We start from the raw sequence: 12,229 nt of genomic DNA on the forward strand, positions 1-12,229 counted from the left end.
GTCAGCTGTCGGCGGGTGATTACCCGGCCGAACGCTTCGCCCGCTTGCGCTCGTGCGGATCGAGGATCGCCTTGCGCAGGCGGATGTTCTCGGGCGTCACTTCGACCATCTCGTCATCGTCGATATAGGCGATGGCCTGTTCCAGCGTCATCACGCGCGGCGGGGTGAGGCGGATCGAATCGTCCTTGCCGGTCGAACGGAAGTTGGTCAGCTGCTTCGACTTCATCGGGTTGACCTCGAGGTCGTCCGGCTTGGCGTTTTCGCCGATGATGATGCCTTCGTAGATTTTCGCGCCGCCGCCGATGAACAGCTCGCCGCGTTCTTCCAGCATGTTGAGCGCGTAGGGTACGGCTTCGCCGGACACCATCGAGATCAGCACGCCGTTCTGGCGGCCTTCGATCTTGCCGCGGTAGGTGTCGTACTTTTCGTAGATGCGGTTCATGATGCCGGTGCCGCGCGTGTCGGACAGGAATTCGCCGTGATAGCCGATCAGGCCGCGCGACGGGGCGGAGAAGGTGATGCGGGTCTTGCCCTGGCCCGAGGGGCGCATTTCGGTCAGCTCGGCCTTGCGGCGCTGCATCTTCTCGACAACCGTGCCCGAATGTTCGTCATCGACGTCGATGACGACCGTTTCGAACGGCTCCATGCGCTGGCCGTTCTCTTCACGGAACAGCACGCGCGGACGGCTGATGCCGAGTTCGAAGCCTTCGCGGCGCATCGTTTCGATGAGCACGCCCAGCTGCAGTTCGCCGCGCCCGGCAACCTCGAAGCTGTCCTTGTCGGCGCTTTCGGTGATGCGGATGGCGACATTGGTTTCCGCTTCGCGATACAGGCGGTCGCGGATCATGCGGCTGGTGACCTTGCTGCCTTCGCGGCCGGCCAGCGGGCTGTCGTTGACGGCGAAACGCATGGCGAGCGTCGGCGGATCGATCGGCTGCGCTTCGATCGGCGTCTTGATCTGCGGATCGGCGATGGTGTTCGAAACGGTCGCCTTCTCAAGCCCGGCGATGGCGATGATATCGCCCGCCTCGGCGCTTTCGACCGGCACGCGGTCGAGGCCGTCGAAGCTCAGCAGCTTGGTTGCGCGGCCGACTTCGATGACAGTGCCCTGCGCGTCGAGCGCGTGGATCGGGTCGTTGATGTTGACCGTGCCCGACTGGACGCGGCCGGTGAGCACGCGGCCCATGAAATTGTCGCGGTCGAGCAGCGTCGCGAGGAAGCTGAACGGGGCTTCGGTATCGAGGCCCGGCGCGGGGACGTGGTCGACGATCAGCTTGAACAGCGCATCCAGATTGCCTTCGCGCGCATGCTCGTCTTCGCTGGCGTAACCATCACGCCCCGAGGCCCACAGGCTGGGGAAGTCGAGCTGGTCGTCATTCGCATCGAGGCTGGCGAAGAGGTCGAACACTTCGTCGAGCACCGCCTGCGGGCGGGCATCGCTGCGGTCGATCTTGTTGACGACGACGATCGGGCGCAGGCCCAGGCCGAGTGCCTTGCCGGTGACGAACTTGGTCTGCGGCATCGGGCCTTCGGCGCTGTCGACCAGCAGGATCACACCATCGACCATCGAGAGAATCCGCTCGACCTCGGCGCCGAAGTCGGCGTGGCCCGGCGTATCGACGATATTGATACGCGTGCCGTTCCATTCGACGCTGGTGCACTTGGCGAGAATCGTGATCCCGCGTTCCTTTTCCAGGTCGTTCGAATCCATCGCACGTTCTTCGACGCGCTGGTTTTCGCGGAAGGTGCCGGATTGACGGAAAAGTTGGTCGACGAGAGTTGTCTTGCCGTGGTCGACGTGGGCGATGATCGCCACGTTGCGCAGGTCGCGGGACATGGAATGTGCTTTCTGTTAGCGTGCCGTAGCGTTAACGCATGAGCGGCACGATGCGTTTCGGGCGCGCCCCTAGCTTAGATGCTGCACTGCGACAAGCCGTTGCGGTGTAACGCGAAAGGCACAGTCGCGGCCCCCGCTGCGTCACGCGTCGGCTAAACGCTTGAGAGGGCATGCAAGTCTGGTAATCCGCCGCTCGCCTGCGTTATTTGGGGACTGCGCAGCAGACCAAAAAGACGTCTTGAGAGAAGAGGACATTTCATGAAATTCAATACTTTCGGCCGCCACGCGTCCGTTCGTACCGCCCTGCTGGCCGGCGCTGCCGCGCTGGTTCTGCCCGCCGCCGCCCAGGCGCAGGACGCCGACGCTGACATCGAGGCCGACGATACCGATATCGCCGCTCCCGCCAGCGGCAATGTGATCATCGTCACCGCGACCAAGCGCGAGCAGACGCTGCAGGAAACCCCCGTCGCGGTCAGCGTGACCACTTCCGAAGCGATCGAGCAGGCCCAGATTCGCGACGTCGCCGATCTCGCCACGCTGGTCCCCTCGCTGCGCGTCAGCCAGAACCAGAGCTCGTTCGCGACCAGCTATTCGGTCCGCGGCTTCGGCACCGATGGCAACAACATCGGCCTCGAGCCCTCGGTCGCGATGTTCGTCGACGGCGTCTATCGCAGCCGCGCGGTGTCGCAGATCTCCGATCTTCCCGACATCCAGCGCGTCGAAGTGCTGCGCGGCCCGCAGTCCACGCTGTTCGGCAAGAACGCCAGCGCGGGCGTGATCTCGATCGTCACCAAGGAACCGCAGTTCGAATTCGGCGGCATGGTCGAAGCCAGCTACGGCAATTACGACGCGATGGTCGTCAAGGGTTTCGTCACCGGCCCGATCAGCGATTCGGTCGCCTTCAGCGCGGGCGGCGGCATCAACAAGCGTGACGGCTACCTGACCAATGGCGTCAATGGCGACGACATCAACGACCGCGACCGCTGGTTCACCCGCGGCCAGCTGCTGTTCGACAATGGCGGCCCGCTGCGCGTCCGCGTCATCGGCGATTACGACAAGATCGAAGAGCGCTGCTGCGGCGTGCTCAACGTGGCGCCCTCGGCCGAAATCGGTGCGATCCAGCTGCTCGGCGGCCAGGTCAACGATTTCCGCAACAATCCCGATGGCGATGTCGTGTTCACCGATGTCGATCCGATCAACAACGTCGAGAACTACGGCATCTCGGGCCAGATCGATTACGACTTCGGCGCGCTGGGGCTGACCTCGATCACCGCCTATCGCAAGACCAAGCTCGGCGCCGACCAGGACGTCGACTTCACCAGCCTTCCGGCGGTGAGCGGGGCGAATATCGGTGATGCCGATATCGAAACCTTCACCCAGGAACTGCGGATTGCCTCGGACTTCGACGGCCCGTTCAACTTCCTGATCGGCGGCTATTACTTCGACGAACGCGTCGATACGTCGGATCAGATCGTTTTTGGTCCCGGCTTCCGTCCTTTCGCCGACTTGCTGCTGCAGGGTGCGACCGGCGGCACGCAGAATGTCAATACGCTCGAAGCCACGCTCTCGGCGCTGAACGGCACCGATTACACCGGCCAGTTCTTTGCTGAAGGCCAGGGCTTCTTCAACAACATCGTCCAGGACAACGAAGCGTTCTCGATCTTCGGCAATGTCGATTTCGAGATCACCGATCGTCTCGTGCTCACGCTTGGTGCGAACTACACCAAGGACAAGAAGCAGATCGTCACCAATTCGACGAGCACCGATGTGTTCTCGAACATCGACCTGGTGGCCTCGGGTAACACCGCGATCTTCGCGCAGGGTCTCGCCACGCAGGTCGGCACGCTGCTCGGCCTCGGTCGTCCGGCCAGCCAGGCTGAAATCGGCGCCTTCGCCGGTGCCAACCCGGCCGCCTTCGGCCAGGTTTCGGCGGGCGTGCAGGCCTTCGCCGATGCCAACGATGCCAACCCCGCGGTGAACCCGCTGCTGGCACTGACCCCGTTCCAGTTCCTGCCGCCGATGCAGAACTGCCCGAACGCGGTTGAGGACTGCTCGACCAATGACGACGACTGGAGCTGGAACGTCCGCCTGGCTTACGAAGTCACGCCGACGCTCAACGTCTATGCCAGCTGGGCGACCGGCTACAAGGCACCGAGCTTCAACCTGTCGCGCGACAGCCGTCCGCTCCCGGCCGACTTCGCCGCGCTGCAGGCGCAGGACCTCGCGGTCACCAACCTGCGTCCGGGCACCCGCTTCGCCAATGCCGAGAATTCGGAAGTCTACGAAATCGGCATCAAGGGTAACTGGAGCCGTGCTGCCGCGAACCTGACCTTCTTCCAGCAGTCGATCGAGGATTTCCAGGCGAACACCTTCACGGGTACGTCTTTCATCCTGTCGAATGCCGGCAAGCAGGAAACCTTCGGGGTCGAATTCGACGGCCAGTTCTACGCCAGCGATGCGCTGACGCTGAGCGTCGCGATGACCTATCTCGATGCGCAGTACGACAACTTCGTCGCTTCGCCCGTGGGTGATCTTTCGGGTGAACCGGTTGCCGGCGTGCCCGAACTGTCCGCCGTCTTCGGCGCGCAGTACAACAAGGAAATCAACTCGCGCGGTGATCGTGTCATCCTGCGCGGCGATTTCTCCTACTCGTCGCCGGTGCAGATGGTCGACGGCCTGACCAACTACATTGTGGTCGATCCGGCCACCGGTGAACGCGACTTCGGTCCGGCCCGCGCCGCGGCCGCTGCCTTCAAGCGCGAGGTCAACAGCCTCAACGCATCGTTCACCTATGCCTTCGACATGGGGCTGGAACTGACCGTGTGGGGCCGCAACCTGCTCGACGACCGGTACCTGACCACGGTCTTCCCCGCAGTGGCGCAGGGGCAGGCGATCTCGGGTTACCCGAACCAGCCGCGCACCTACGGCGTAGCCGCAAGGTTCCGCTTCTGATCGAAGCCGGCATCTAGAAAAGGGAAGGGGGCCTGCGGGCCCCCTTTTCTTTTGGCTGAAGCGTGTAGCTCGGCGAAGGTCATGACATACCCGCCGCCATTCGCGCCGCGGGGGCTAACCGCCAAGCATTGCCGCCGAGCCGCAACTCGCGACGTTCTATCACACGATGGGTGCGAGGCGTGCCTTCGGTATCGATCTCGGGACGTAGCTTGCCGCCTCGACGCTACGAGGTCGGCGCCGCCGCCTAGAGCGCGCGCAATGCCTGTGCGGGCTTGGCCCGGAGCAGCGGCAGCGAGGCGCTCAGCGCGAAGGCCAGCACCACGCCAATGCCGAGACCCAGCACGGCGAGCACCACGCTCCAGTCGGGCAGCCAGTCAAATTCGAACAGCTGGGTGACCACCAGCCATGCGGCCAGGCTACCGATGCCCAGCGCGACCAGCGCGAGCGCGGCGGCAAGCGCGCTGTATTCGATAAGCTGCATCAGCAGGATCTGTCGCCGGTCGGCGCCCAGCACGCGCAGGACCACCGTATCGTAGGTCCGCGCCGCGCGCGCGGCGGCAATCGCGCCCAGCAGCACCGCGAGGCCCGCCAGGACCGCGACACTGGCTGCGGCGAGCGTGGCCAGCCCGACCTGTTCGAGGATCGTGCGCGCCTGTTCCAGTACCCCGCCGACTTCGATGACCGAGGCCGAGGGCAGCGCCGCGACCAGCGCCTGGAGCAGTGGGCCCGTGGGCGTGCCGGGGCTCAGTTCAACGGTCGCGGCCAGATTGTGCGGCGCATCGCTGATCGCATTGGGGCTGAGTACGAAGACATAGTTGAAGCCCAGGCTTTCCCAGTCGATCCGGCGCAGGCTGGCGATCCGCGCGGTGCGTTCGACCCCGAGGATGCCGAAGGTCAGCATGTCGCCCACTTCCAGCCCGGCAGCCTCGGCGAAATCGGCATCGATCGAAACCAGCGGTTCGCCTCCGTAGAACGGCCCCCACCATTCGCCCTCGGTCAGTTCATTGCCCTCGGGCAAGCGATCGGCATAGGTCAGCCCGCGCTCGCCGCGTAGTGCCCAGGCGCCGTCGGGAATATCCTCCAGCGCGGATGTACGGGTCATCGCCCCCTCGCGGCCGAAGGCGAGCACTGCGCCGCGCAGCGCGGGAACGGTGCGCCAGTTGGCATCGGGATCGGCCTCGCGCACCAATGTCTCGAACTCGGTCACCTGGTCGCGCGGGATATCGAGCACGAAATAGTCGGGCGCGCGGTCGGGTACGCGCTTGGCGATATTGCCGTCGATCGCGCTCTGCACGGCAGCCAGCAACACAAACGCGGCAAGTCCGAAGCCGAGCGCGGTAACCAGCGCACCGGTCGATGATCCGGGCCGGTGGAGGTTTGCCAGCGCATTGCGCGCGACCGGGCTATGCGGGCGCGGAAGCGATGCGGCGACCTTGCGGATACCCCAGCCCAGCAATGCGAGCAGGCCAAGCACCGCCGCCGCCCCGGCAAGGAAGCCGCCCGACAGCAGCGGGTTCTCGGCAGTCAGCAGCGCCAGCGCGACGATTGCGGCGAGCCCGCCGCCGACCAGCAGGAGGGCCTGCGGATCGCGGGCGAGCGGGGCGACGCGTGCGCGCATCAGTGCCATGGCGGGAAAATGGCGCGCGCGCAGCAGCGGGGGGGCGGCGAAGACCAGCGCCACCAGCATGCCATAGGCGAGCGCGAGCAGCAGCGCGCCGGGATCGATCACGACCCCGCTCGATACGGGCAATAGCCCTTCGAGTGCGCGCGCGAGCAGCGGCACGGCAGCCACGCCCACGGCGATCCCCGCAAGGCTCCCGACCAGCGCGGCAGCGACGATCTGCAGCGCATAGATACGCGCGATATCGCCGCTCGACGCGCCAAGGATCTTGAGCGTGGCGATGCCCTGGCGCCGGGCGTCGAGATAGGAGGTCACGCCGCCGCCGATGCCGATCCCGGCAATGACTAGTGCGGCGAGGCCGACCAGCGTGAGAAATTCGCTCATTCGGTCGACGAAGCGGTCGGTCCCCGGTGCGGCGCGGTCGGCGGTGTCGATATCGAACCCGGCTTCGGGAAAGCGGTCTTCCAGCGCTTCTTCGACGTCCGCGGCATCGCGCGCCTGCGCGAAACGGACGCGGGTTTTGGACTGGTACATCGAACCGGGCGCGATCAGCCCGGCGCGCGCCGGCAATTCCTCGGCCACGATGATGGTCGGTCCCAGCTGGAACCCTTCGCCCAGCCGGTCGGGTTCGTCGGCGATGATCCCGCCCACGCCAAGCGTCTCGGTCCCGATAGCGATACTGTCGCCGGGCGCCACGCCCAGCCGGTCGGCCGCGCCCTGCGACAGCCACGCCTCGTCAGGTGCGGGGGCGCCGACCGCGCGGCCATCGGCCAGCGTCAGCGTGCCATAGAGCGGGTAGGCAGCATCGACCGCCTTCAGTTCGATCGGGGCCGCCTGGTCGTCATAGCGCGCCATTGCCTGCATCCGCGTGCCCGCGGATACCTCGCCATACTCCTCCAGCGCGGCGCGTTCGGTCTCGTCGAGCGAACGCTGCCACAATTCCACCTGGAGGTCCCCGCCGAGATATTCGCGGCCATTGGCCTCGATCTCGCCCTCGATCGCGGCGGTCAGCGACCCGATCGCGGCCAGCGCGCCAGTGCCGAGGAACAGGCAGACCAGCAGCAGCCGCAGCCCCCGGAAACGCGCATTGAGATCGCGTCGCGCGATACGCCAGGCGGTCGCCCAGCTCATGCGGCGGTGTCGCTGGCGATGCGTCCGTCGGCGAGTTGCAGCACGCGCTCGCAATGGTCGGCCAGTTCGGGGTCGTGCGTGATGACCAGCAGCGTGGCCCCGGTTTCGGCGCGCCGTGCGAACAGCAGTTCGACGATTTCATGTCCGGTGGCGACATCGAGATTGCCGGTCGGTTCGTCGGCGAAGATCAGGTCGGGTCGCGCGGCGGTGGCGCGGGCGATCGCCACGCGCTGCTGCTCGCCGCCCGACAGTTGCTGCGGATAATGGTCGAGCCGGTGGCCGAGCCCGACCGCTTCGAGTTCGGCGCGGGCGCGCGCCTGCGCATCGCTTTCGCCCGCCAGTTCCATCGGCGTGGCGACATTCTCGACCGCGGTCATGGTGGGCAGCAGGTGGAACGCCTGCAGCACGATCCCGATCCGCCCGCGGCGCGCATGCGCCAGCGCGTCCTCGTCCATCGCGGCAAAGTTCTCGCCCGCCACCTGCAGCGTGCCGCCGCTGGCGCGTTCGAGGCCCGAGAGCACGGCCATCAGCGAGCTTTTGCCCGAGCCCGAGGGGCCGAGGAGCGCCACGGTCGATCCGCGCGCGATATCGAGGTCGATCCCGCGCAGGATCTCGACCGGCGCTTCGCTGGTGCCGAGGGTGAGGGTGAGGTTGCGGGCGGAAATCGCGGCTTGAGAGTTGGTCACCTTGCTGCGATGGCATGCGGCCCAGTGTTGCACAAGGAATCTCGCCGATGCGTCTCGGGCCTTTGTCGATCATGCTCCTCGCCTTCGGGCTGGCCGCCTGCGGCGGTGCGGACGAGGTGACCGAAGCACCGGGGCCTGCGCGGGACGCGGTGTCGGCGCCTGCCACGGATGTGGTGGTAGAGGGCCCCGAACGCCGCATCCTCGCGTTCGGCGACAGCCTGTTCGCAGGCTACGGGCTGGAAGAGCAGCAGGGCTATCCCGAGCAGCTCGAGGCGGGGCTGCGCGAGCGCGGCATCAACGCGCGCGTGGTGGATGCGGGCGTGTCGGGCGATACCAGCGCGGCGGGGCGCCAGCGGCTCGCCTTTACGCTCGATGCGCAAGCCACCTCGCCCGACCTCGTCATCCTCGAACTGGGCGGCAACGACATGCTGCGGGGAATCCAGCCCGAGCAGACCCGCGCCAATTTCGCGGCCATGCTCGACGAACTGCGCACGCGCGGTATCCCGGTGCTGGTGATGGGGATGCGCTCGCCGCCCAATTACGGCAGCGAGTACCAGCAGCAGTTCGACAGCCTCTATGGCGAGCTGGCGGAGCAATATGACGCGGCGCTGGTGCCGTTCTGGCTCGACAGCATCTATGAAGACCGCAGCATGTTCCTGCCCGATCGCATCCATCCGACCGCGGCGGGGATCGCGGCGCTGGTCGATGATACGGTGGACGACGTCGAAGCCGCGCTGCCGCCTGCTTCCTAGACGCGCTCGACCGCGCCCGCGCCGACGCGCCATACGGCGGCTTCTTCCGCGATCGTGCTGAAGGGGGCTGCCTCGGTGCCCGTCATCCACACTTGCGCGCCGCTGCCGCGCAATTGCTCGAACAGCGCCGCGCGGCGAACCGGGTCGAGATGCGCGGCGACCTCGTCGAGCAGCAGCAGCCCGGCGCGTCCCTGCGCGGCCAGGCCCGCATGGGCGAGGGTGATCGCGACCAGCATGGCCTTCTGTTCGCCGGTCGAGCTTTGCGCGGCGGGCACGCGCTTGGCGGCATGGACCACCTCCAACTCGTCGCGATGCGGCCCCGCCAGCGTGCGCTGCGCCGCGCGGTCGCGCGCGCGGTTGTCGAATAGCGCCTGCGACAGCCCGTCGGCATGGTCGGGCGCACCGGGTGCATAGGTAAGGGCGGGGCGCGCAAAGGGTTCGGCGGGCATTTCGGCAAGCCGCACCGCCAGCGTTTCGACCAGCCGCGCGCGGCCGCGCATCAGCGCCGCGCCATGCGGGACCATCTGCGCCTCGATCGCATCGAGCCACGCGCCTTCGGGTTCGCGCCGGTCAGCGAGCAATCGGTTGCGTTCGCGCAAGGCGGCTTCATAGCGGGCGGCATGGCTGGCATGCGCGGGGTCGAGCGCCAGCGCCAGGCGGTCCATATACCGCCGCCGGTCGCCGGCCGGACCGGTGAACAGGCCGTCCATCGCAGGTGTCAGCCAGGTCACCGCCAGCCATTCGCCCAGACCCGTAGCGCTGCTTTCCGCGCCATTGATCCGCACCCGGCGGCGGCCCGGGTTGGCGCTGTCCATATAGGTGCCGAGGCGAAGCGGCGCATCGTCCTGCCGCAGGTCGGCGCCGATGCGGAAGCCTGTGCTGCTGTCGCTACGCATCATGTCGCCGAGCGCGGCGCGCCGCAGCCCGCGTCCGGGTGCGAGCAGCGAGAGCGCCTCGAGGATATTGGTCTTGCCCGCTCCGTTTTCGCCCACCAGCAGGTTGAACTGCGCGGTTTCGCCCAGCTCGGTCGCGGCGTGGTTGCGGAAGTCGATGAGTGAGATGCGGTCGAGCGCCATGGGTCGGCTGGCGATAGCGCGGGCGCGCGGACCCCGCTACTCGAAAGGCGCATATCCAACAGTTGGGGAAATTTCCCAACCTTTCGGATTGATGAACGGATCGGGGTCGGGCTGTTCAGCAAGAAATCGCGGAAATCTGCGGTTTTTCGAGTTTGGCACACCTGTTGCAATCATTGGGATATCCCGGATGGTCCGGGGCCAAACAAACCAAGGATCAGGAGAACCACAATGAACACCTTCGAAAACGCCAGCAACCGCGCTCTCGCCGCCATCTTCGCTCTCAGCATCTCGGCCGTCTTCATGGCCGCTGCGATCGTCCCCGCCAGCCCCGCCGGCTTCATCGCCTGATCGCCCCGATCACGCCCATTCGCATCGAAAGGAAAGGAATTATGTTCAACTCGGAAAACGGCAACAAGCTCTTCGCAGCTGCCTTCTCGCTCGTACTCTCGGCAGTGGCCTTCGCCACGGCTATCCTCCCGGCCTCGCCCAATGGAGTGATCGTATGAGCCAGCTGAAGCACCGCGATGAGGACCGCGCCGTCCGGCCCAGCAAGAGCTTCGCGCTCGATCGCAATGGCGGCAAGCTGATGGGCGTCTGCTCCGGCATCGCCCGCTACTTCGGCATCGACGTTACCTGGGTCCGTATCGGGTTCGTCGCAGGAACGCTGCTCGGTTTCGGCAGCTTCATCCTGATCTACCTCGCGATCGGACTGATCGCCGACTGACCACGGCCTCGCGCCAACCGACCCGGTTTTCGTGCCGGTCGTGGCTCAAAACAGAGAAAACCGGGAGGGGCCATCTGGCCCCTCTCTTGATTCCGGCCCCCGGATCACATCGCCGAAATGCCGCCGTCGAGCTTGAGCTCCGCGCCGGTCATGAAGCGGCTTTCATCGCTTGCCAGATAGACCACCGCATTGGCGATATCGTTGGGTTCGCCCACGAACTTGAGCGGGATCTGCCGCGCCAGCTTCTCGAGCAGGACACCCTTTTCGATATTGTGGTTCTTCGCGGTGCCGTCGAGGATCGGCGTATCGACGAAGGTCGGATGGATCGAATTGCAGCGGATCTGCATGTTGTTCTTGGCGCAATGCAGCGCGATCGACTTGCTCAGCATCCACACCGAAGCCTTGCTGGCGTTATAGGCGGGCATCGTATCGCTCGCGATCAGCCCCGCAATGCTCGAAATGTTCACGATCGACCCTGGCGCGTGTTCGCGCATCAGCGGCAGCGCCTTCTGGCAACCGTGAAAGATCGAATCGACATTTATCGCAAAACAGCGCTTCCAGTCGTCGAAGTCGCAGGTTTCGATATTGCCCGCCACACCGATCCCGGCGTTGTTGACCAGCACGTTGAGCCCGCCCATCTGGTCGCGCGCGGCCGCGACGGCGGCTTCCCATGCCTGCGGATCGGTAACGTCGTGCTGGATGGCAAAGGCGGTGCCCGAACCCAGTTGCTCGTCGATCAGCGAAGCTGTTTCCGCCGCACCATCGCCATTGATGTCGGTGCACAGCACGCGCGCGCCTTCTTCGGCAAGCCGGGTGGCATGCGCGCGCCCCAGGCCCTGCGCCGCACCCGTTATCAGCGCCAGCTTACCCGCGCACCGCGGCTCGCGTTCCTTTGCCATCTCTCACTCTCCTGCCAGTAATCCCTGTCCCAGCAGCAAGAGCATGCGCACGTCGATCCCGCAACCATCGGCGCGCTTGGCGGCGATAAAGCTCTGGATGTCGGCCAGCGCGACGCGGTGTACGGTGATGTTCTCTCCCGCCACGCCGCCGCCTTGGCCGACCTTGGTGAGCTGGCGCGCGCGGACCAGGGTGAAGCTTTCGCTGACCATCCCGGGCGAGGACCAGAAACAGCCCTGGTCTTCGAGGACGGCGGCGCGGTAGCCGGTTTCCTCTTCGAGTTCGCGCCCGGCGGCGGCCAGCGGGTCCTCATGGGCGAGATCGTCCTCGTCGCCGATCAGCCCGGCGGGCAGTTCGATGCAGGGCTTGCCCAGCGGCACGCGGTATTGTTCGACGAGCAGGACATGGTCGTGCTCGTCGACCGCCAGGATCACCGCCGCGCGGATATTGCGCGGGCGGCCGACATATTCCCACCGCCCGCGTTTCTTCGCGGTGATGTACTTGCCCTGCCAGACGATCTGCTCGTCCGCATCATGGTCGGGGACTGACATGG

Annotated in this window: 11 protein-coding genes; 5 read left to right on the plus strand and 6 right to left on the minus strand. The window is 66.1% G+C overall.

Annotation, left to right across the window (positions count from 1 at the left end; all coding sequences use genetic code 11):
- Nucleotides 1–19 precede the first annotated feature (19 nt).
- A complete protein-coding gene (typA, locus tag J2S32_RS15180; protein WP_253523229.1) occupies nt 20–1,837 on the minus strand; it encodes a translational GTPase TypA in 1,818 nt (605 codons plus the stop codon).
- A gap of 258 nt (nt 1,838–2,095) precedes the next feature.
- On the opposite strand from typA, the gene J2S32_RS15185 reads away from it, so the two are divergent.
- Nucleotides 2,096–4,789, plus strand: coding sequence for a TonB-dependent receptor (locus J2S32_RS15185; protein WP_253523233.1), 2,694 nt, complete (start codon nt 2,096–2,098; stop codon nt 4,787–4,789).
- 244 nt (nt 4,790–5,033) lie between these two features.
- Here the strand turns inward: J2S32_RS15185 and J2S32_RS15190 are convergent, their stop codons facing one another.
- Entirely contained in the window at nt 5,034–7,541 is a 2,508-nt protein-coding gene (locus J2S32_RS15190; protein WP_253523236.1) for an ABC transporter permease, read from the minus strand.
- Nucleotides 7,538–8,227, minus strand: coding sequence for an ABC transporter ATP-binding protein (locus J2S32_RS15195; protein WP_253523238.1), 690 nt, complete (start codon nt 8,225–8,227; stop codon nt 7,538–7,540). The genes J2S32_RS15190 and J2S32_RS15195 overlap by 4 nt, the downstream gene beginning before the upstream one ends.
- Nucleotides 8,228–8,274: 47 nt before the next feature.
- Here J2S32_RS15195 and J2S32_RS15200 point away from each other — a divergent pair, with 47 nt between their 5' ends.
- Nucleotides 8,275–8,979 (plus strand): arylesterase, encoded by a 705-nt coding sequence (locus J2S32_RS15200; RefSeq protein WP_253523241.1) that lies wholly within the window; start codon nt 8,275–8,277, stop codon nt 8,977–8,979.
- Here J2S32_RS15200 and recF read toward each other — a convergent pair.
- The gene (gene recF, locus J2S32_RS15205) at nt 8,976–10,055 is read right to left on the minus strand and encodes a DNA replication/repair protein RecF (RefSeq protein ID WP_253523244.1); all 1,080 of its coding nucleotides are present in this window, start codon (nt 10,053–10,055) and stop codon (nt 8,976–8,978) included. The genes J2S32_RS15200 and recF overlap by 4 nt on opposite strands.
- Nucleotides 10,056–10,283: 228 nt before the next feature.
- Between recF and J2S32_RS15210 the strand changes: the two genes are divergently transcribed.
- The 3 genes from J2S32_RS15210 to J2S32_RS15220 are packed head-to-tail and all read left to right on the plus strand — an operon-like array spanning nt 10,284 to nt 10,779.
- Nucleotides 10,284–10,403, plus strand: coding sequence for a recombination protein F (locus J2S32_RS15210; RefSeq protein ID WP_253523248.1), 120 nt, complete (start codon nt 10,284–10,286; stop codon nt 10,401–10,403).
- A 41-nt stretch (nt 10,404–10,444) separates the two neighbouring features.
- Nucleotides 10,445–10,561 (plus strand): enoyl-CoA hydratase, encoded by a 117-nt coding sequence (locus J2S32_RS15215; protein ID WP_253523250.1) that lies wholly within the window; start codon nt 10,445–10,447, stop codon nt 10,559–10,561.
- Nucleotides 10,558–10,779: a PspC domain-containing protein gene (locus tag J2S32_RS15220; RefSeq protein ID WP_253523252.1), complete on the plus strand. Its 222-nt coding sequence runs from the start codon at nt 10,558–10,560 to the stop codon at nt 10,777–10,779. The genes J2S32_RS15215 and J2S32_RS15220 overlap by 4 nt, the downstream gene beginning before the upstream one ends.
- A 104-nt stretch (nt 10,780–10,883) precedes the next feature.
- On the opposite strand, the gene J2S32_RS15225 is transcribed toward J2S32_RS15220, so the two are convergent.
- Both J2S32_RS15225 and J2S32_RS15230 read right to left on the minus strand, forming a co-directional pair.
- Nucleotides 10,884–11,678 carry an SDR family oxidoreductase gene (locus J2S32_RS15225; protein ID WP_253523254.1) on the minus strand — a complete coding sequence of 265 codons (795 nt, stop codon included), beginning with the start codon at nt 11,676–11,678 and terminating at the stop codon, nt 10,884–10,886.
- A gap of 3 nt (nt 11,679–11,681) precedes the next feature.
- The gene (locus J2S32_RS15230) at nt 11,682–12,227 is read right to left on the minus strand and encodes an NUDIX hydrolase (protein ID WP_253523256.1); all 546 of its coding nucleotides are present in this window, start codon (nt 12,225–12,227) and stop codon (nt 11,682–11,684) included.
- Nucleotides 12,228–12,229 lie beyond the last annotated feature (2 nt).

It is taken from the genome of Qipengyuania citrea, from assembly GCF_024171405.1.
In the GTDB taxonomy this organism is placed as follows: domain Bacteria; phylum Pseudomonadota; class Alphaproteobacteria; order Sphingomonadales; family Sphingomonadaceae; genus Qipengyuania; species Qipengyuania profunda.